17 protein-coding genes are annotated in these 20383 nt (G+C 37.8%); 4 read left to right on the top strand and 13 right to left on the bottom strand.

What is annotated here, in order from left to right; translation table 11 throughout:
• Positions 1–3: 3 nt before the first annotated feature.
• From aroE to gyrA, 7 genes are read right to left on the bottom strand one after another with little or no spacing between them, the layout of a single operon-like run.
• On the bottom strand, positions 4–816 hold the full coding sequence (gene aroE / locus LLF28_01900) for a shikimate dehydrogenase (protein MCE5194200.1): 813 nt from the start codon (positions 814–816) through the stop codon (positions 4–6).
• A complete protein-coding gene (locus tag LLF28_01895; protein ID MCE5194199.1) occupies positions 813–2123 on the bottom strand; it encodes a DUF512 domain-containing protein in 1311 nt (436 codons plus the stop codon). Before LLF28_01895 ends, aroE begins: the two co-directional genes overlap by 4 nt.
• The gene (locus tag LLF28_01890; protein ID MCE5194198.1) at positions 2113–2664 is read right to left on the bottom strand and encodes a CDP-alcohol phosphatidyltransferase family protein; all 552 of its coding nucleotides are present in this window, start codon (positions 2662–2664) and stop codon (positions 2113–2115) included. Before LLF28_01890 ends, LLF28_01895 begins: the two co-directional genes overlap by 11 nt.
• Before the next feature lie 21 nt (positions 2665–2685).
• Positions 2686–3780 carry a tetratricopeptide repeat protein gene (locus tag LLF28_01885; protein MCE5194197.1) on the bottom strand — a complete coding sequence of 365 codons (1095 nt, stop codon included), beginning with the start codon at positions 3778–3780 and terminating at the stop codon, positions 2686–2688.
• 16 nt (positions 3781–3796) lie between these two features.
• Entirely contained in the window at positions 3797–4471 is a 675-nt protein-coding gene (rpe, locus tag LLF28_01880; protein ID MCE5194196.1) for a ribulose-phosphate 3-epimerase, read from the bottom strand.
• On the bottom strand, positions 4465–5196 hold the full coding sequence (locus LLF28_01875; protein ID MCE5194195.1) for a PASTA domain-containing protein: 732 nt from the start codon (positions 5194–5196) through the stop codon (positions 4465–4467). The genes rpe and LLF28_01875 overlap by 7 nt, the downstream gene beginning before the upstream one ends.
• Positions 5197–5234: 38 nt before the next feature.
• Positions 5235–7640, bottom strand: a complete 2406-nt coding sequence (gyrA, locus tag LLF28_01870; GenBank protein ID MCE5194194.1) for a DNA gyrase subunit A — start codon at positions 7638–7640, stop codon at positions 5235–5237.
• Between the two features lie 217 nt (positions 7641–7857).
• Here gyrA and LLF28_01865 point away from each other — a divergent pair, with 217 nt between their 5' ends.
• The 3 genes from LLF28_01865 (at position 7858) to LLF28_01855 (ending at position 11105) form a co-directional block, all read left to right on the top strand.
• A complete protein-coding gene (locus LLF28_01865; GenBank protein ID MCE5194193.1) occupies positions 7858–8778 on the top strand; it encodes an NAD-dependent epimerase/dehydratase family protein in 921 nt (306 codons plus the stop codon).
• Between the two features lie 98 nt (positions 8779–8876).
• Positions 8877–9806, top strand: a complete 930-nt coding sequence (locus LLF28_01860) for a glycosyltransferase (GenBank protein ID MCE5194192.1) — start codon at positions 8877–8879, stop codon at positions 9804–9806.
• Positions 9807–9971: 165 nt separating this feature from the next.
• Positions 9972–11105: an O-antigen ligase family protein gene (locus LLF28_01855; protein ID MCE5194191.1), complete on the top strand. Its 1134-nt coding sequence runs from the start codon at positions 9972–9974 to the stop codon at positions 11103–11105.
• 11 nt (positions 11106–11116) lie between these two features.
• Here LLF28_01855 and carB read toward each other — a convergent pair whose 3' ends face one another.
• From carB to LLF28_01825, 6 genes are all read right to left on the bottom strand, one after another.
• The gene (gene carB / locus LLF28_01850) at positions 11117–14356 is read right to left on the bottom strand and encodes a carbamoyl-phosphate synthase large subunit (GenBank protein ID MCE5194190.1); all 3240 of its coding nucleotides are present in this window, start codon (positions 14354–14356) and stop codon (positions 11117–11119) included.
• Positions 14357–14492: 136 nt separating this feature from the next.
• Complete coding sequence (gene carA / locus LLF28_01845) at positions 14493–15623, bottom strand: glutamine-hydrolyzing carbamoyl-phosphate synthase small subunit (GenBank protein MCE5194189.1); 1131 nt, start codon at positions 15621–15623, stop codon at positions 14493–14495.
• Entirely contained in the window at positions 15613–16893 is a 1281-nt protein-coding gene (locus tag LLF28_01840; protein ID MCE5194188.1) for a dihydroorotase, read from the bottom strand. Before LLF28_01840 ends, carA begins: the two co-directional genes overlap by 11 nt.
• Positions 16894–17817 carry an aspartate carbamoyltransferase catalytic subunit gene (locus tag LLF28_01835; protein ID MCE5194187.1) on the bottom strand — a complete coding sequence of 308 codons (924 nt, stop codon included), beginning with the start codon at positions 17815–17817 and terminating at the stop codon, positions 16894–16896.
• Positions 17814–18338 carry a bifunctional pyr operon transcriptional regulator/uracil phosphoribosyltransferase PyrR gene (pyrR, locus tag LLF28_01830; GenBank protein ID MCE5194186.1) on the bottom strand — a complete coding sequence of 175 codons (525 nt, stop codon included), beginning with the start codon at positions 18336–18338 and terminating at the stop codon, positions 17814–17816. Before pyrR ends, LLF28_01835 begins: the two co-directional genes overlap by 4 nt.
• Positions 18339–18485: 147 nt before the next feature.
• Positions 18486–19331, bottom strand: a complete 846-nt coding sequence (locus LLF28_01825; protein ID MCE5194185.1) for a TIGR02757 family protein — start codon at positions 19329–19331, stop codon at positions 18486–18488.
• A gap of 86 nt (positions 19332–19417) precedes the next feature.
• Here LLF28_01825 and LLF28_01820 point away from each other — a divergent pair, with 86 nt between their 5' ends.
• Positions 19418–20368: a putative sulfate exporter family transporter gene (locus LLF28_01820; protein MCE5194184.1), complete on the top strand. Its 951-nt coding sequence runs from the start codon at positions 19418–19420 to the stop codon at positions 20366–20368.
• The last annotated feature ends 15 nt before the right edge of the window (positions 20369–20383 follow it).

Genomic DNA, 20383 nt, shown 5'->3' with positions numbered 1-20383 from the left:
ATTTCAGAGAATTGCTTTTTTCATTAAATCAACCGGTGGTTTTTTGCCTGTCCATAATTCAAAAGCAAAAACACCCTGCCATAAAAGCATTCCAAGCCCGCTCATTGTTTTACATCCTTTTTTTGAAGCAGATGCAAGAAATTTCGTTTTTTTATAAATCAGATCGCAGACAATATGATTTCGTTTGATTAGTTTAATATCCAATGGCATAGGGTCACTGTTTTTTAATCCAAGAGGCGTTGCATTTATTATCAAATCTATATCTTCTAGGTTTGTTATCTCTTTTATTGAATGTATATTTGGTGAGATCTCTTTTAAATCATTTGCAAGGTTATTTGATTTTTTATTGTTTACATCGAATATGATAAGTTTTAATGCTTTTTGTCCGAGATAGTAACAAACAGCTCTTGACGCACCGCCAGCGCCGATAACCAGTACACGCTTGTTTTTTACTGTTATTCCAGCTTTTGACACTGACTTCATAAAACCCCTGCCGTCAGTGTTATATCCTTTGAGCTTTCCATTTTCATTTACTACTGTATTAACAGCTCCTATAAATGCAGCTTCAGCATCAATTTCATCAAGAAAAGGCATAATCTTTTCCTTATGAGGGACAGTAACATTGACACCGGTAAGACTTAGAGCCTTTATTGCCTTTGCAGCATTTTTTAATTCATCAGGCTTCACAGAAAAGCATACATAACAGAAATCCAATTTCAGATGTTTAAATGCTGTGTTATGCATTGAAGGCGAAAGACTGTGTTCAACAGGATAACCAAAAAGAGCAATCACTTTTGTCTTGGCACTTATTCTCATGCAGCCTCCTTGTAATCAGGCATCATCCCTTTTATCAAACCTTCAGGAGTAGACTCAACAACCCTTACTTTAATATTAAGAGCCCGTTCGATATCCTTTCTTGTGACATCATCCAAAAAAACACTTGTTCCCTCTTTTAACACAACATCGGGAATCAGCAGATATTTAAATCCGTCAATTTTATCAGTCAGTGTTTTTATTACATCACGAGCAGTTAAAAGACCAGTAACTGTAACTGATTTCCCAAAAAATGTGTTCTCAACAGGGATGACTTCGAGATGTATATTGTCTTTTTCCAGAAGCCTGTCAGAAAACTTTTTTAAAAAAGGATAAAAAGATACTCCGGTAAATGTAAGGAAATGTTTCTTTTTTACAATGCCATCTGGAACTCTAATTCTTCTTGACTGTGACATAAACATCGGCACCATTCCAATGCCGTTTTCTATCTGAGGCAATTCATCGTATTCTTTTAGGGCAGGAAATGCCAAACCTGCCTTTATATAAAGCTCATCAGCTCCATAAACAATTGTTTCTCCATGTTTCTTTATAAATCTTTTCTGAAACGCATTAATAATCCCTATTGCCTTTCCAGCATCTTCTTTTTCAACAGGTTTAAGCTCTTTTTTCCTGTGCATTGTAAGCCCGACAGGCACAACCGCTATTGATGACACATATGGATAAAATCCATACAGATCTCTTATTGTCTTTTCAAGTTCTTTTCCGTCATTGTAACCGGGGCACATTACTATCTGGGTATGCATCCTGATCTTATTTTCTTTAAAAAATTTCAGTTCCTTTAAGATATCTCCGGCTCTTGCATTCCCAAGAAGATTATTTCTGAGATTTTTATTTGTTGAATGAACAGAGATGTAAAGCGGGCTCAAGCGCTGTGCTGCAATCCTTGTCTTGTCCTTCGCACTTAGGTTTGTAAGCGTTAAATAATTACCATAGAGAAAGGACATTCTATAATCTTCATCTTTTAAATAAAGTGTTTTTCTTAACCCCTTTGGTAATTGTGATACAAAGCAGAATACACAATTATTGTTGCATCTTCTTGTCCTGAAAGGCTTCAGTATAATCCCAATGTCTTCAGATTCTTTTGGAGCAAGCTTTAGAGATATCTTTTTCCAGTTTCTCATAAGGGCAATATGTAATTCAGGCTCATTCCTGTAATACATAAAATCAATGCTGTCGCAGAGCTTGTGATTGTTTACTGAAATCAGGAAGTCTCCTGGAAGAAACCCAGCAGTTTCAGCAATGCTTTCAGTTCTTATTTTTTCAATTTCCACACCGCATTTATTCTGCATATGTAGTTTTAAAACCCCTATAAATATAATGCAGCCCTGATGCAATAGTTGTTATTGCTGTTATCCATATTAACATTCCGTGTATGTCTGGCACTGAAGGCACATTAATATCAAGAAGCACATAACAAAGCAATAGTAGCTGCATTGCTATCGCAAGTTTTCCTGTCTTGGTTGTATTAATAGTTGATTTCCCTGCAACAAGATATATTACTATCCATCCCATAACAACAATAACGTCTCTGCTCACTATTGTTATAGTAAGCCATAGCGGAATCAAACCGCTAACCGCAAAAACAATGAATGCGGTAACGAGCAGAAACTTGTCTGCCAGAGGATCAAGAAATGTTCCGAATGCTGTTTTCTGGTCTGTCAGTCTTGCAAAAAGCCCGTCAAGAGTATCTGTAAGCGCTGCAAATATAAAAAGATAAAGCGCATAGTCATACCTTTTGTATATCACAGCTGTTGTAAAAACAGGTATAGTAACTATACGCATTATTGTTAAAGTATTTGGAAGATTTAATACCTTCATGTTCTCCTTCATGATGCCTGATATCGAATACTATCAGGGAATATTAAACGGAATAGACCTGAATTTAAGTTTTAAGCCGAGCTTATTATAGCAATTGTTGTCTGATTTTCCATCTAAAAAACTAAGAAATGCCTTTGCATGGCATTTTTCCACAAGAAACATATCCTCAACTGCTTTTTCAAAAGCGGCTCGAAAGAGTCTGCATGCTGATGCTTTTTTACCCTTGAGGAATTCTATTTCGCCTTTCCCAAGACTGCAATATATTCTTCCCCTTGAATCACCTGTTTTTCTAAAAAGTTTATCTGCCTTATCAAAATATTTTAAAGCTGTTTTGAACTTTCCGGTCATGGTTAAAGTTTTTCCAAGACTCCACAAAGTATATGAGTAACTAACAATGTCGCCTATTTTTCTGTAAAGTTTCTCTGCATTCTTGAAATTTTTATGAGCTCCGTCATAATCATTCATCATTCTCAGTGCATTTCCAACACCGCAATAAGAATATGCGATGCCGAATATGTCATCTAATCCTCTGAATGTTTTATTTGCTTCTCTGTAGTATTTAAGAGATTTATCGAAGAGTCCTGCAATCCTGTTTGTTCCCCCAAGGCCGCACAAACAGTATCCCAAGCCTGTCCTGTTTTTGAGTTTCTTGAATAATTCTAGTGCATTATTAAATGTCTTTATAGCTTCAGGGATATTGCCTTCTATTCTCAATGCACCTGCTTCAGCCCAACACACAAAAGCAATGCCTTCCCTATCCTTGTTAAAAATATATAGTTTTTTTGCCTCTGAAAATAATTTTAATGCATCTTTCCATCTGCCCATTGCTCTCAGCGAGAGTCCTATTCCGACCGATGCATCTGCAGATGTCTGTCTGTCTTTTAATTTAATGCATAGACTGTCTGCTTTTTTATAGTTTTTGATTGCAGATCTGAAATCACCAGTCATGCGGTAGATGTCAGCAAGCGACAGAAAACAGTTACGAATTCCCTCTAAAGACATTTGTTTATTCTTTTCTTTTTTATAAAGACTGATTGTTTTGTTGAATAAGGCAAGCGCCTTTAAATATTTAGCGCTGTTTTTCAGGTTCTCCGCGTGAAGGTATTGTTTTTCTGGGATGTTAATCATGGGATTTTTATAATTATTAAACCAGTATGTTCCGCAGTTTCTTTGTGAAAGAGATATAATCTTCCTTTGTTATTTCGCCCTGTTTGTGGTTAAAAAATCCAGAACCTATTACAAGCATGTCTGCGCCGGCCTTTGCGACCTCTTTTGCATTGTCAAGTTTTACTCCGCCGTCTATCTCGATCAAGGTTGAGAGTTTCTTGTCTACAATCATTTTTTTCAAGGCTTTTATTTTATCTAATGCCTGAGGAATAAAATCCTGTCCGCCAAATCCAGGGTTAACAGACATAACAAGCACAAAATCAAGATCGCTTATTATATTCTCAAGAGTTGACAGCGGCGTTGCCGGATTAAGAGACACCCCTGCCTTTATTTTCCTTTCTTTTATATGTTGGACAGTCCTGTGCAAGTGGATACATGCTTCAACATGCACTGCGAGATAATCAGCTCCGGCATCAATGAATTCATCTAGATATTTATCGGGATTTTCTATCATAAGGTGAATATCAAGAGGAGTTTTTGTTATCTTTTTTATTGCCTTAACAACTGAAGGCCCAATAGTAATATTCGGTACAAAATGACCATCCATTATATCGATATGGAAAAGGTCAATGCCTGCTGAGTCTGAATTTTTTATTTCTTCGCCCAAACGAGTAAAATCAGCTGAAAGTATCGATGGAGCAATTTTTACCATCCTGTTCCTCCTCTAAGTTTTTCTGCATCCCTCATCGGCTGTGAACTCTCAATCTGAGCCAGCACTGTCTCACCTTTTTTAATCTGAGCGCCAGGTCTCGGCTTCTGAGATCTTATTAAATCCCCTGAACCTATAATTCTGAGTTTCAGTCCGAGCTTTTCAGCAATCTGTATTGCCTCTTCCTGTGATTTCCCCTGAAAATCAGGACAATAATATACTGTATCATAATTTCCTGCGCTGACAATAAGCACAACCTTTCCTTCTGATTTATCATCAGGTCCAGGCCTCTGTGCAATAACTCTGTCTTTTTCAATGCTGTTTGAATGTACGCGGATTATCCTGTTTAGCTTAAATCCTTTTTGAAGAAGTATTGATTCTGCCTTGTCGGAAGGCTCACCGACAACAAACGGTATTTCCTGAATTCTTGTTCCTCTGCTTATTATCACCTTTACTGCTCTTTGTTCTTTTAATTTGCTCCCTGGAGGAGCATCCTGCTTTATAATTTTTCCTGGCGGCGCTGATGCATCGAAATCTTCGCCTCCAATCTTGAGGCTAAGCTTTATTTTTTTCAACATCTCATTTGCTTCAACAAGACTTTTACCTGAAAGATCAGGCACATCAACTGTCTTGCTGAAGCTGATTATCTGGAACGTAATGTAAGCGAATAAAAAACCCAGAAGCACAAAACCAATAAAATACAGCGGAATTTTAATTGTATTGTTCATAAGTTATATTTGTCAAAGTTTTTCATATGTCATGATTATTAATCCTTCTCTGCAACCTTGCCAAAACTTACAATCTTGTCTCCCTTTTCAACATCCATGACCCTTACGCCCTGCGTGTTTCTGCCTTGCATGGAAATATTATCCGCCTTTGTTCTTATCAGTTTTCCTGAATTTGTGATCATTATTATCTCATCTTCTTCCCTTACGAGAATGAGACCCACTGACTTCCCGCCTTTCTCAGTGGTCTTTATTGATATTACACCTTTGCCGCCTCTTCCCTGCATTGGATATTCCTCGATCATTGTCCTCTTACCCATTCCTCTTTCAGTGATTGTAAGAAGCGCTGTCTTGTCCTCGGCAACCTCCGCTGAAACAACCGCATCATCTTTTCCAATGCGGATTCCTCTTACTCCCTTTGCAGTACGCCCCATGTCGCGGACATCATCTTCATTAAAGCGTATTGCAAGACCATTAATCGTACCTATAATCAAATCGCTTTTACCGTCTGTTTTCTTGACAGCAATCAACTCATCGCCTTTATCGAGCGTGATAGCGATGATTCCCTTTCCTCTAGGGTTATTGTATTCCTCAAGTGCGGTCTTCTTCACTGTACCATTTTTTGTAAACATCACAAGATATCCCTCTTTAAAATCTCGGACAGAGATTGCTGTTGATATTCTTTCTCCCTGAGAAAGCTGGAGCAGATTTACAAGCGCCTTTCCTTTTGAAGCACGACCTGCCTCCGGAATCTGATATACCTTCAACCAGTAAAGTTTCCCAATGTTCGAGAAAAAAAGCATGTAATCATGCGTAGAGCCGATAAAAAGCTGTTCAACGAAATCCTCTTCTTTTGTCTCCATGCCAATAAGTCCTTTACCGCCTCTTCGCTGGCTTCTATATTCAGACAGAGGATTTCTCTTTATATAGCCCTGATGCGAAAAAGTTATAACCATATCTTCTTCTGTTATCAGGTCTTCTATTGTTATTTCTTTTGTCTCTGCGCTTATCTCGGTTCTTCTTTCTTCAGTATATTTCTCTCTAATTTCAATCAGTTCATCGTTTATTACCTTTGCTATCAGAGTTTCACTTGCAAGTATGGCCTTCAGTCTTTCAATTTCCTTTAACACTTCTTTGTATTCGCTCATTATCTTATCTCTTTCAAGCCCGGTAAGGCGCTGCAGTTTCATATCCAGTATTGCCTGAGCCTGAATTTCTGAAAGCGGATAGTTACTCATCAACCCATTCCTTGCTTCCTCAGGGGTCTTTGATTTTCTGATGAGGGAAATAATCGCATCAAGATTATCAAGCGCAGTCTTTAAGCCTTCTAATATATGTGCTCTTTCTTCTGTTTTCCTCAGCTCGAATTTTGTCCTTCTGATAACAACATCACGCCTGTGTTGCAAGAAATACTTAAGCATATCTTTTAGATTCAAGACCCTTGGCTGATTGCCTACAAGCGCAAGCATTATAATCCCGAATGTTGATTCCATCTGGGTGTGCTTGTATAGATTGTTCAGCATTACTTCTGCCATCTCGCCTCTTTTTAACTCAAGAACAACCCTGATGCCGTCTCTGTCAGACTCATCTCTTATCTCTGATATGCCTTCTATCTTTTTATCCCTTACAAGCTCGGCTATTTTTTCTATTAGTCTTGCCTTATTGACCTGATAAGGAAGCTCAGTGATGATAATATTGTTCCCTCTTTTTTGTTCTTCGATCTTTGCTTTGGCCCTTATCTTTATTAATCCTCTGCCAGTGTTATAGGCATCAGTAATCCCGCCTGTGCCGTGTATAATCCCCCCAGTTGGAAAATCAGGGCCTTTTATTATATTTGCAAGCTGCTTAATACTGATCTCAGGATTCTTAAGCAGCATTACTAGTCCATCAATTATCTCGCCAAGATTATGAGGCGGGACATTTGTTGCCATTCCAACAGCAATCCCTGATGATCCGTTAATGATAAGGTTAGGAACCCTTGATGGGAGCACAACAGGCTCTTCTGTTGTCTCGTCAAAGTTAGCAGTGAAATCAACTGTATCTTTGTCTATGTCCTCAAGAAGCTCTTCTGCGAGCTTTGCAAGTCTTGCCTCTGTATAACGATAAGCTGCTGCAGGGTCTCCATCAATAGAGCCGAAGTTGCCCTGTCCGTCTATCAGTGGATTGCGCATATTAAAGTCCTGAGCAAGCCTTACAAGTGCATCATAAACAGCAGAGTCACCGTGCGGGTGGTACTTTTTAAGCACTTCACCGACAACACCAGCACACTTGGAGTATTTCTTGTTAGAAAGGAGTCCCTCTCTAAACATTGCATATAGAATTCTTCTCTGGACAGGCTTTAACCCGTCCCTTATATCTGGCAATGCCCTCCCGATAATTACGCTCATAGCATAATCAAGGTAGGAAGCCTTCATTTCTTCTTCAATACTTATTGGAACCTTTGCCATTTATCTCCTCTCTGAGTTCATAGAATAGCCTTTGGAAAAGCGTTATATTCTAACATAAATTCAACTCAGCCTGAATATAAAATTTCTCTTTAAAATTAACAGGATCAATAAATATTGACAGTTGTTCATGCCATATTTCGCAAGCATAGTTATGGTATAATGGAACAAATTTGTACTTTTATATCAATAGAGAAGACAATAGGGAAGAGATTATATCTTGAATTGCCTTGTACTTGGGGGAAATGGTTTTATAGGCTCTCATCTGGTTGATAAACTTATCTCAGAGGGGCATCATGTCCGAGTTTTCGACAAATATGAAGAACATTACCGTTCTCCTATTTGCTCTGTTGATTACCTATATGGTGATTTTGGCAACAGAGGATTATTGACTGAAGCTTTACATAATATTGAGATTGTTTTTCATCTAATAAGCACTACTCTGCCAAAGACTTCAAATGATGATCCAGCTTTTGACATTCAATCCAACTTAATTGACACCATATATTTGTTGGAGCAATGTATTGCACAAAAAATTAAACATATTGTCTTTATTTCTTCAGGCGGCACAATTTATGGACTGCCTAACACCTTGCCAATAAAAGAAGACTGTCCTACCAATCCTTTATGCTCATATGGAATAACGAAACTGGCAATCGAAAAGTATCTGGAACTTTTCAGCTATCTGTACGGACTGAGTTATACGATTATTCGTCCGTCAAATCCATATGGAAGCAGGCAGAATCCAGCTGGAATCCAAGGTGCGATATCTGTCTTTCTTGGAAAAGCGGTTAGAAATGAAGTAATAGAGATATGGGGCGATGGAGAAATAGTGCGTGATTTTATTTTCATTGATGACCTTATAGATGGAATTCATAGAGCAGCTATAACCAGAACTAAATCTCATATATTTAATATAGGCAGCGGGACAGGCATTTCAATTAACGATATTTTAACTGCTATTCGCAATGTTACTCATAGTGAAATAAAAATTGAATATAAGGAAAAACGCTCATTTGACTTGCCAAGAATATTTCTTGATATAACACTGGCAAAAGAAGAACTTGGCTGGAATCCGGTTGTCCCATTAGAATCAGGAATTAAAAAAACCCTTGATTTTATCAAGCAAATTTATAAATAGCATGCTTATTGTATATAATAGCGCAGCATATTAAATTGTGTTTGTTGTTCATAGATATTAAATGTTGGATTTTAAATAAAGATTAGAGGAATGGGTTCGTGAAAATTTCTATAGTGATCCCTGTATATAAAAGCGAAAAAATACTACCTGTGATTGCAAAACAGATAGATGAAGCTATGGAAGAAGCCGGCTTGAGCAGAGATTACGAGGTTATTTTAGTAAATGATTGCAGTCCTGATGAAAGCTGGCAGATAATTGAAAAACTGTGCGATTGTTATCCGTCTTTTAAAGGAATCAATTTAATGAAGAATACCGGTCAGCATAATGCTATTATGGCAGGATTAAATCATACCAATGGCAGAACGATTGTAATGATGGACGATGACCTTCAACATTCTCCTAAATATATAATTCAATTATTCTTAAAAATTAATGAAGGCTTTGACGTTTGTTACACAAAATTTAAAGAAAGGAAACACTCACTGTGGAAAGTATTAGGAAGCGCATTTAATGACAAGGCAGCAACAATTATGTTGGGGAAACCAAAGAAAATTTATCTGTCGTCATTCAAGGCGATCAGCAGTGATGTTAAAAATATAATAATAACCTATACAGGTCCTTTTGCATATGTAGATGGATTAATTCTAATGGCAACAAATAATCTGACAAGCATTGAAGTTGAGCATTATGAACGTCATGAAGGCAAGGGTAATTATACTTTTGCAAAAGGAATCATGCTGTGGATGAAAATGGCCACAATTTTCTCCATCGTGCCTTTAAGGATAGCAACTTTTTTAGGGTTCATTAGTGCCATTGTTGGTTTTATACTTGCCTTGATACTAATAATTGAAAAATTGACTATGAATGTTCCGGTTCGCGGTTGGGCATCATTAATAGTAACAGTTCTTATAATGGGAGGGATTCAGCTGATTGCTCTAGGAGCTATTGGAGAATATCTTGGTAGAATTTACATAAATATAAATAAGAAACCTCAATTTGTTATTAAATCAAAGAAAAATCTTTCTTGAAGAATAAACTTTCACGCATTTTACTGCTTATATTCCTGAATTGATTTTAATTACTGGTAAAACAGCATTGATTGACATATATCAAGAACTGCTGATATGATTAAACACTTTACCGATTTTTTAAAAAATTATATTAATAAGATATTACAAAAAGGGTAGGAATAAATGTCTTTTAAAAAAAATTTGCTCGAAAAAATAAAACTCGCAGAATGGCTCTTGCTGCTTTTGTCTGTTTTTTCATTGCCGCTGTTCAGATCTCCAACTGAAATTTTTTTATATAGCAGCGCTTTGTTTTTCGTTGTTCGTCATATTTACGAGAAGGACATTGGTATGGTTTTGTTTGCTAAAGATGTACGATTAGGTTTTCTTGCTATTTTTGCATCTGCCTGTCTCTCTGCCTTGTTTGCTCTGAAACCAGGCCTTGCATTGCTTGGAAGCATGGGCTACCTAAAGATGTATACAATATTTATTATTATTGCTTCTGATTTTTCAGACAGAAATTCTATAAAAATTATTTTGCGTGTTGTAATTGCAGCTTCAGTAATAGCAGGAGCATATGGATTAATGAGATATGAGATGGGATTGAATGATTTCGTTGAGTTTCCGTCAGGGGGAATGACAAATCATACAGCGATATATCTAGGCCTTGCTCTTTTAATAGCATTTTATTATTTTTTCAATGTAGCTAAAGAAGCCAAGTTATTTGAAAAAACTATGGCTGCCTGCGGGGGCATAGCAATTTTAATCCTTTTAATGTTTTCCTCTTCAAGAAGCTGGTTGAGCTACGGCAGAATGTTATTTATTCCATTTGTCCTTTTTTATTTCGATAGAAAAAAAATATTAAAGATTGCAGCATTAGTATTGATAATATGTGCACTATTTGCAATGGCATTTCCTCCAAATATGCAGTTTGCAAGTTATGGAGGGAGAGCGATTGCATGGGAACTGAGTTGGGAGGTCTATAAAGCCCATCCAATATTGGGTATCGGAGCTAAACACCTACGGTTCAATACTGCTGAAATGTATAATCTAACGCATGAAAGCCATTTTAACCATGCACATAATTTATTTTTGAATGTTCTTTGCCATCAAGGAACCGTTGGATTTCTTTCGCTGATGTTTTTGCTTTATTTGATCTATAAACTGTTGCGAAAGACAAATGAAGATATAAAACCGCTTATCGTAAGTGTCTGTATCTCTTATTTTTTGATAAGTTTTGTTAACACAACTCTACACTCTCAACACGGGTTTCTTTTTTCTGTAATTATAGGAATGGCTAATAATAGATTCAAGGAATAAATAAAGCAAGGTTATAAAAGATTATGGTATTCCTGTATAGATTTTATGGTCATATTTTTCTTTAAAAGTTTCTCTATTGCATTGACAACTGCCTTGGCGCCCGATACGGTCGTTGTGTAAGGAATCCTGTATTGTAAAGCGCTTCTCCTTATTGAGTAAGAATCTTTCTGGGCCTTTGCATCACTGACTGTATTGATTATGAAATGAACCTCTTTGTTCTTAATCATATCAATAATATCCGGTCTTCCTTCAGTAACCTTATTCACTACTTCAACAGGAATGCATTTATCTTTCAGATGCTGGGCAGTGCCTCGTGTTGCAACAACATCGAAACCCATATCATTAAGCTGTCTTACTAATTTACAGATGCCTTCCTTGTCCTCATCTCTCACACTTATAAAAATTCTGCCTGAGGTAGGTATCTTGTTACTGCTCGAAAGCTGGGCTTTAGCATAAGCCATGCCAAAATCTGCATCGATTCCCATTACCTCGCCTGTTGACTTCATTTCAGGCCCAAGTATTACATCAACTCCTGTAAACCTGTCAAAAGGCAATACTGCCTCTTTAACTGCAACATGGGTCATCTCCTTTTCCTTTTCAATCCCCAGTTCTTTCAGGGTTTTTCCAAGCATTGCTTTTGCAGCAAGCTTTGCCAGAGGAACTCCTGTTGCTTTACTTACATATGGAATTGTTCTTGATGCTCTGGGATTTACCTCCAGAACATATATTTCTTTGTCCTTCACAGCAAATTGGATATTCATGAGTCCAATAACATTAAGCTCTTTTGCAAGAGCCTTTGTCTGTTTCTTGATCTCATCAACAATATCTTTGCTTAGAGAATAAGCCGGCAATGAGCATGCTGAATCTCCAGAATGTATGCCAGCCTCTTCAATATGCTCCATAACACCACCAATTATTACATCAGAACCGTCAGATATTGCATCAACATCAACCTCAACAGCGCCCTCAAGATATTTGTCCACAAGAACAGGATGCTTTGAAGATGCCTTTACAGCCCTCTCCATATAATCCATAAGCGAGATTTCATCATATACAATCTCCATTGCCCTTCCGCCAAGCACATAAGAAGGTCTGACCATTACCGGATATCCTATCTTCTTTGCAATGGCAAATGCTTCTTCTGGAGACATGGCAGTATCGCTTTCCGCCTGTTTGAGGTTAAGTTTGTGCAGCAGCTCCTTAAATCTCTTTCTGTTCTCAGCCCTGTCTATTGAATCAGGCGTTGTTCCAAGAATCTTAACCCCTTCTTTTTCAAGAGGAACTGCAAGTTTTAATGGAGTCTGTCCCCCGAACTGCACGATAATTCCTATAGGTTTTTCTGTCTGGATTATATTCATAACATCTTCTATTGTAAGAGGCTCAAAATACAGCCTGTCGGCAGTGTCATAATCAGTGCTTACAGTCTCAGGATTGCAGTTCACCATTATTGTCTCGAATCCAAGTTCCTTGAGAGCAAAAACAGCATGAACACAGCAGTAATCGAATTCTATGCCCTGCCCTATCCTGTTTGGGCCTGAGCCTAAAATTACAACTTTTTTCTTGTCAGTTGGATTTGCTTCACAATCTGTAACAGGACTTGATAATCCCAATTTAAAAAAAGGCCTTTCATAAGTCGAATACATATAAGGAGTATATGCTGCAAACTCAGCAGCACACGTATCAACCATTTTATACACAGGTTTTATTCTAAGTTCATTTCTGAGTTTTCGTATCTCATCCTCTTTCTTTTTTGTAAGCTGTGCTATTCTTCTGTCTGAAAAGCCGTATTCCTTAAATTTTCTGAGTGTTTCTCCTGCATCCTTGCCGGGTTTCATTTTCTTTATCTCTTCTTCCATATCAATAATCTGTTTTATATTATTCAGAAACCATGGATCTATCCATGTAAGCTCATAAATTTCACTGAGAGACATTCCTTTTCTTACCGCCTCAGCAATGTACCATAGCCTTTCAGCATTCGGAACTTTGAGCTTTGGCTTCAGTTCTTCGATATCAAGATTAATATTCTCAAATCCATAACTGCTGATCTCAAGGCTTCTGAGCGCCTTTTGAAGAGATTCCTTGAATGTTCTTCCTATTGACATTACCTCGCCTACAGATTTCATCTGTGTTGTTAGGGTAGGATTGGAGCCCCTGAATTTCTCAAATGCAAATCTTGGTATCTTTGTAACAACATAATCTATCGTTGGTTCAAATGATGCTGGCGTCTCTTTTGTTATGTCATTTGGGATTTCGTCCAATGTCATACCGACCGCAAGCTTCGCAGCAATTTTTGCTATTGGAAATCCTGTTGCTTTACTTGCAAGAGCAGATGATCTGGAAACCCTTGGATTCATCTCTATAACTATCATCCTGCCGTTCTCAGGATTCAATGCGAATTGAATATTAGAACCGCCTGTATCAACTCCTATTTCCCTGATAATTGCTATAGAAGCATCACGCATCGTCTGATATTCTTTGTCAGTGAGTGTCTGTGCAGGCGCAACTGTAATGGAATCTCCGGTATGAACTCCCATGGGATCAAGGTTTTCGATCGAGCAAATTATCACAACATTGTCCTTTGTATCACGCATTACCTCAAGCTCATATTCTTTCCAACCTATAACAGACTCCTCAACAAGCACCTGATGAACAGGACTGAGTTTTAATCCTTTATCAAGAAGTTCTGTGTACTCTTCCATATTGTATGCGATGCCTCCACCTGTTCCGCCAAGCGTGAATGACGGCCTTAGAATCGCAGGGAATCCAATAGTCTCAATAATCTCAAGTCCTTGTTTCATGTTCCCAATGTGAGCGCTCTTAGGGACATCAAGATCAATTTTCTTCATAGCTTCCTTGAAAAGTTCTCTGTCTTCAGCCTTTTTGATAGCATGAAGTTTTGCGCCGATCAGCTCGACTTTGTTTTTGTCCAGTACTCCGCTCTCTGCTAGTTCAACTGCAAGATTAAGCGCTGTCTGTCCTCCCATTGTGGGCAAAATAGCATCAGGTTTTTCCTTTTTTATAATCAGCTCTAGTATGTCTGCTGTCAGCGGTTCGATATAAGTAGCATCTGCGATCTCAGGGTCAGTCATTATAGTTGCAGGGTTAGAATTCACAAGAACAACCCTGTATCCTTCTTCACGCAAGGCCTTGCATGCCTGAGTCCCTGAATAATCAAATTCGCATGCCTGACCTATAACTATTGGCCCTGATCCGATTAAAAGTATTGTCTTTATATCACTTCTTTTTGGCATAAACTATCTTGCTCCCGTTCAGCTGCAGTATTACTAGTGATTTTCAGCTTAAAGTCTATTTTTAAGATATTTATTCTCTGCATAAACTAAAGCAACTTGCAAATGGAGAAAACCTTAGATTTCAAATTTATATGCCTCAGCGTTTCCCTTCAATTATCTCCCTAAATCTTTTAAACAAATGAACTGAATCATTTGGTCCTGGTCCGGCTTCTGGATGATATTGAACTGAGAAAACAGGCAACTCTGCATGCTGCATGCCTTCTTCAGTATTGTCGTATAAATTAAGATGCGTTAGTTTCACCTTGTCTTTTATGCTTTTTATATCTACGCAATAATTATGATTCTGTGATGTTATCTCTACTTTTTCGGTTGATAAATTCTTGACAGGATGATTGCCGCCATGGTGGCCGAATTTAAGTTTATATGTTCTTCCTCCAAGTGCAAGTCCAAGAATCTGATGGCCAAGGCATATTCCAAAAATAGGTTTCTTACCTAAAAGTTTCTTTGCGCTTTCAATTCCGTATTTTACTGTCTCAGGGTCTCCAGGACCATTGCTTAGCAACACTCCATCAGGATTCATCTCAAGAACTTTTTCAGCAGGCGTCTGCGCAGGCACAACCGTCACATCAAATCCAGCATTCACAAGATTTCTTAATATATTTAACTTGATGCCAAAATCATAGACAATAACTTTATATGTATTTAATTTTGAATTTTGAAGATTTTTCTTTGCACATAAGTTCCAACAGCCTTCATCCCATTCATATTGTTTTTTTGTTGTAACATCCTTAACAAGATCAAGCGAAGATATGCCGGGATGCTTTTTCACCTTTAATAGCAGCCTTTCAGGCTCCATATCAGCAGTCGAGATAATCCCCATCTGTGCGCCCTTGTTTCTTAAATGTCTGGTCAAAGCCCTTGTGTCAATTCCCTCTATTCCTACAATTTTATTTTCTGTAAGATACTGTTTTAAAGACATTGAAGAACGCCAGTTGCTTGGCAGATCAAGATATTCCTTAACAACAAACCCTTCAATCTTTGGGCCTCCTGATGACTCTATATCTTCAGTGTTGACACCGTAATTTCCAATCTGGGGATATGTCATTGTGACTATCTGCCCTTTATATGAAGAGTCAGTAATTATCTCCTGATACCCAGTCATTGATGTATTGAAAACAACTTCGCCTATAGTCTCGCCTTCAGAGCCGAAACTTATGCCCTCAAAAACCAGACCGTCAGAGAGAACCAGTAACGCCTTACCACTCATAAATCTTTCCCTTGCATATAGTAGTCTTAACCATGCCCTTAAGATTAAATCCTTCAAAGGGAGTATTCTTCCCTTTAGAAACAAATTTTTCAGAGTCAACAATATATTCTTTTTTCGTATCAACTATTATAAGTTCAGCACCAGCTCCGACTTTTAGATTGCCTTTGTTTAATCCTAATATCTTTGCCGGATTCAAGGCCATTTTCTCCACCAGCTGATTTATAGTAATAATCTCTTCTTCAACAAGTTTAAGACTTAAACTGAATGCTGTCTCAAGCCCTGATATTCCTGAAGGCGCAGTATCAAACTCTTTCAGTTTTTCATCTCTATGATGCGGAGCATGATCCGTTGCAATCACATCGATTGTTCCGTCTTTCAATGCTTTTTTAATCGCCTTAATATCCTTCTCTGTTCTCAGAGGAGGATTAACCTTTGCATTTGTGTTATAACCTTTCACTGCATCCTCTGTCAGGCTGAAGTAATGCGGACATGTCTCAGCAGTAACATCTATTCCCATTTCCTTTGCATTTCTGATTAGCCTTACAGAACCTTCAGTAGAAACATGCGCCACATGAAGTCTTCCGCCTGTAAGTGTTGACAAAGCTATATCCCTTGCAACCATTATTATTTCAGCTTCAGAAGGTATTCCTTTTAATCCAAGTGTGAGCGATAGCAGCCCTTCGTTCATCACACCGCTTTCTGACAAAATCAAATCCTCGCAATGAGATATTATAGGGACGTTAAAAACTTTTGAATATTCAAGAGCCCTTCTCATTATCATACTGTTCATCACAGGGCTTCCATCATCAGAAAAGGCAATGCATCCTTCTTCATGCATAATGCCCATCTCTGCCAATTCCTCGCCTTTTTGTTTCTTTGTTATTGCTCCTATTGGATATACATTGCATGCGCCTTCTTGGATTGCTTTTCTTATAATAAAATCAGTAACGCTTGAGTTGTCATTAACAGGATTGGTATTGGGCATTGCACACACTGATGTAAACCCGCCCTTAACAGCTGCTGTTGTTCCGGTTTTTATTGTTTCCTTATATTCAAATCCAGGTTCTCGCAAATGTGTATGCATATCTATTAAGCCAGGGAAGATATACATCCCGCCTGCGTCAATAATTTGCATGCCGGAGACAAGAGACTGTTCAACTGAATTTCCAACAGTTTTTATTTTTCCGTCTTCAATTAATACATCGCCTATCTCGTCAATCTTCTGTGACGGGTCTACTATATGGCCGTTTTTTATTAATATACTATTCATCTATGCTCTCATACCTGCCAGAAGATACATAACAGCCATTCTTACAGCAAGACCATTCGTGACTTGCTCAAGTATTACTGATTTCGGGCCGTCTGCTATATGTGATTCTATTTCTACTCCTCTGTTCATCGGTCCAGGATGCATTACGATTGCATCTTTATCAGCAAATCTGAGTCGTTCTTCTGTAAGTCCCCAGTATTTGAAATATTCAAGTGTTGAAGGAAAAAATCCTTTACCCTGCCTCTCCATCTGTATTCTCAGAGTAATAATCACATCAGCATTTCTGAGTCCTGATTCAATATCATGAAATACTTTTACTCCAAGAGATTCCAGTTCGAGAGGAACAAGCGTAGGAGGACCAATAAGTCTGAGTTCAACTCCGAATTTTGTAAGAAGATAAATATTTGATTTTGCCACACGGCTGTGCAGCACATCACCTACAATCGCAATCTTCAGACCTTCAAAGCTCCCTTTTTTTTCTTTTATTGTGAATGCATCAAGCAGAGCCTGAGTCGGATGTTCATTTGTCCCATCACCTGCATTTATAACAGATGCCTTAAGATGCTTTGCAAGTATATGAGGCGCGCCTGAAGACGAATGTCTTATGATTACAAAGTCTGCTCCAAGAGCCTGTATATTCAAAGCTGTGTCAATCAGACTTTCACCCTTAACAACACTGCTTGTTGGCACTGAAAGGCTGAGCACATCAAGGCTGAGCCTTTTTTCAGCAAGTTCAAAAGATGTTCTTGTCCTAGTTGAGGGCTCAAAGAATAAATTAACCGAGGTCTTTCCTCTTAAGGCAGGGACTTTTTTGATATCACGTTTAAGCACATCCTTAAAGCCAGACGCTGTGTTAATGACAAGCATTATCTCATCTTTTGTAATATCCTTTATTCCCAAAAGATCTTTTGACGATAGTTTCATTCTATTGTCACCTTGTCTTCTGTTCCCTCTTCTTCAAGGCTCACATCTATCTTTTCATTCAGGGCTGTTGGGATGTTTTTCCCGACAAAGTCGGCTTTTATAGGAAGCTCTCTGTGTCCCCTGTCTATAAGCACAGCAAGCTGTATGTTCGCAGGCCTTCCAATATCCATTAATGCATCCAGAGCAGCCCTTGTTGACCTGCCGGTAAAAAGAACATCATCTACAAGCACGACTTTCATGTCTGCAATTTCACACGGCACTTCCGTATTTCTTACAGCAGGCTGTTCTTTTCTGATATTAAGATCATCTCTGTAAAAAGATATATCGATTGCTCCAACAGGTATGTCCTTGCCTTCTATCTCTTTAATTTTGTTTGCCAGTCTCTTTGCAAGATATACCCCTCCTCTTTGCACACCAAACAGGCAGAGCTCTTTTGTCCCCTTGTTTTTTTCAAGAATCTCATGCGCAATGCGCGCAAGGGTCCTGTCAATATCTTTTTTATTCATTAGTTCTTTAGACATATGCAGGCATAAAAAAACCTTCCCGGTTTCCTGGGAAGGTTGTATTGGTTATGTATTTTTTGCAGCTCACGCTGTCTCCTCCGCCTTCACAGTCTCGCCGAACTATGTTTAAAGGCAAAAGTATTAAAACACAAAAAGAATTCTTTGTCAATCAGTTTTAAAAATACACCCTCTGCATTCCTCGGATTTTTGCATATTTGATTTGCAGACACCCGATATCCCGTGATGGCAGAGTGCAAAATCATATTTAAGCGGGTCTTCAGAATCAAGTTTTTTGAGTGAATTCGTTATCTCAACAGCCATTTTCCAGTCAGGAGATTTTCGAGTTGCAAGGCCTAAACATCTTGATATTTTTGCTATATGCGTATCCAGAGGAATCACAAGCTTGTTTTTTGGAATTCCATCCCAAATGCCAAAATCAATATCCCTGTCTCTTACCATCCATCTAAGAAAAAGATTCATCCTTTTGCACGCACTGCCATCCTTAGGGGAAGGGAAAAACTGCATTAAACCTTGCGGCTTTATGTTCCTGCCATAAATTTCTGTTGTGTTTATCTCTGTAATTTCTTTAATAAATCCTTTAAGCGCAGTTTCAATGTCAGGATCATCTTCATTGAAAAATTTCTTGAATGCATTTTCTATTGAGCAGTGTTTCTTGAGCAGTTTGCTTATAATGTGAATCAGGCAGACAATATCCTTTTCTTTATTAAACCTGTATCGTATATTTTTAAATTTTTCAGAATCCCTGTCAGCATTAAACTCCTTCACAAAATCATATGGGCTCCTGCCCATAAAACCGAGTATTTTCTCTATTACAGATTTGAATAAATCAACTTTTCCATAAGCAAAACACGAGGATACAAAACCTGAGATTTCAATATCATTTTTGCTCTGATATTTGTGCGGAAACTCTATCGGGTCAGAAAACATCCTTTCCTTAAAATTGTATCCTCTGTAAAATCTGTCCAGAATTTGCTTGATATCTTTGGCCATGAACTATATTAGCATAGGCTATTTTTTGATCCTAAATTTTATCAGTCGAAAAAAATGTTGTTTTATGCTAAATTTCATAAAATACCATGAAAAACTTTAGGGGAATATTACCGGGAATCGCAGTCATCATACTTATTATGATCGTTTCTTTCTTTTTATCTTCACTGCATCAATCATTTGATATGCTGATTATATCGATCATACTTGGAATGGTTTTGGGAAACTTCACAAAAAATATTTTGATTCTTTCAGACGGTATTTCATTTTCGCTGAAAATCTTTCTTCCGATAGGCATTGCCTTATACGGCACACAACTGACTTTTACAGGAGTGGAGACAAAACAGTTTCCTTATGTAGTTTTGATTTTCTTTATGCTTTTTTCATTTGTGTATTTTTTCTCCAAGAAACTTGGTTTTTCTAAGAACATAAGCATACTGCTCTCAACCGGCATATCAGTATGCGGCTCATCTGCAATTACAGTAATATCACCTCTTATAGATGCAAAAAAAGAAGAAACATCACTGTCAGTCTTTGTCATACTAATAGTCGGGTTAGCAGGAATGATATTTTATCCAATTCTCAACGGAATAATAATGTTCGACAAAAATGAATTCGCTTTTTTAACTGGCACTACCCTTCCAACAATAGGGCAAGTTAAGACAACTGCTCTTACAGCGGGACAAGACGTGCTTTCTTATGCGCTCAAATTAAAACTTATAAGGGTTTCATTCTTGATATTCCTTCCGCTGATTGTTCTATGGCTCAAAGGAAAAGAAAAGAAGTTTTATTTCCCCTGGTTTATTATTGTTTTTATCATGCTTGCGATAATCGCAAACATCGTAAATAATCAGCACTATATCTTTCAGATAGCTGAATCTCTCAGTAAGTTTTTTCTTAGCGGCGCACTTGCTGCAATAGGATTTTCTGTGAATTTTAACTCTTTATTTGATGAAATTAAAAAAGCTTTTATTGCTACATTCATACCATGGAGTTTAATCGTACTTGCCATATGTCTCACACTGATATTCTCCAATTAATTCGTGACAATTTCC

This window comes from Nitrospiraceae bacterium, from assembly GCA_021373015.1.
Classification (GTDB): domain Bacteria; phylum Nitrospirota; class Thermodesulfovibrionia; order Thermodesulfovibrionales; family UBA1546; genus JAJFTJ01.
Note: the sequence above shows the minus strand (reverse complement) of the source record. Positions and strands in the feature narration are given on the sequence as shown.

Bases quoted from the DNA above. Each gene is read 5' to 3' on its own strand.
- aroE (MCE5194200.1), bottom strand. From the start codon at position 816: ATGAGAATAAGTGCCAAGACAAAAGTGATTGCTCTTTTTGGTTATCCT.
- LLF28_01895 (MCE5194199.1), bottom strand. From the start codon at position 2,123: ATGCAGAATAAATGCGGTGTGGAAATTGAAAAAATAAGAACTGAAAGC.
- LLF28_01890 (MCE5194198.1), bottom strand. From the start codon at position 2,664: ATGAAGGAGAACATGAAGGTATTAAATCTTCCAAATACTTTAACAATA.
- LLF28_01885 (MCE5194197.1), bottom strand. From the start codon at position 3,780: ATGATTAACATCCCAGAAAAACAATACCTTCACGCGGAGAACCTGAAA.
- rpe (MCE5194196.1), bottom strand. From the start codon at position 4,471: ATGGTAAAAATTGCTCCATCGATACTTTCAGCTGATTTTACTCGTTTG.
- LLF28_01875 (MCE5194195.1), bottom strand. From the start codon at position 5,196: ATGAACAATACAATTAAAATTCCGCTGTATTTTATTGGTTTTGTGCTT.
- gyrA (MCE5194194.1), bottom strand. From the start codon at position 7,640: ATGGCAAAGGTTCCAATAAGTATTGAAGAAGAAATGAAGGCTTCCTAC.
- LLF28_01855 (MCE5194191.1), top strand. From the start codon at position 9,972: ATGTCTTTTAAAAAAAATTTGCTCGAAAAAATAAAACTCGCAGAATGG.
- carB (MCE5194190.1), bottom strand. From the start codon at position 14,356: ATGCCAAAAAGAAGTGATATAAAGACAATACTTTTAATCGGATCAGGG.
- carA (MCE5194189.1), bottom strand. From the start codon at position 15,623: ATGAGTGGTAAGGCGTTACTGGTTCTCTCTGACGGTCTGGTTTTTGAG.
- LLF28_01840 (MCE5194188.1), bottom strand. From the start codon at position 16,893: ATGAATAGTATATTAATAAAAAACGGCCATATAGTAGACCCGTCACAG.
- LLF28_01835 (MCE5194187.1), bottom strand. From the start codon at position 17,817: ATGAAACTATCGTCAAAAGATCTTTTGGGAATAAAGGATATTACAAAA.
- pyrR (MCE5194186.1), bottom strand. From the start codon at position 18,338: ATGTCTAAAGAACTAATGAATAAAAAAGATATTGACAGGACCCTTGCG.
- LLF28_01825 (MCE5194185.1), bottom strand. From the start codon at position 19,331: ATGGCCAAAGATATCAAGCAAATTCTGGACAGATTTTACAGAGGATAC.
- LLF28_01820 (MCE5194184.1), top strand. From the start codon at position 19,418: ATGAAAAACTTTAGGGGAATATTACCGGGAATCGCAGTCATCATACTT.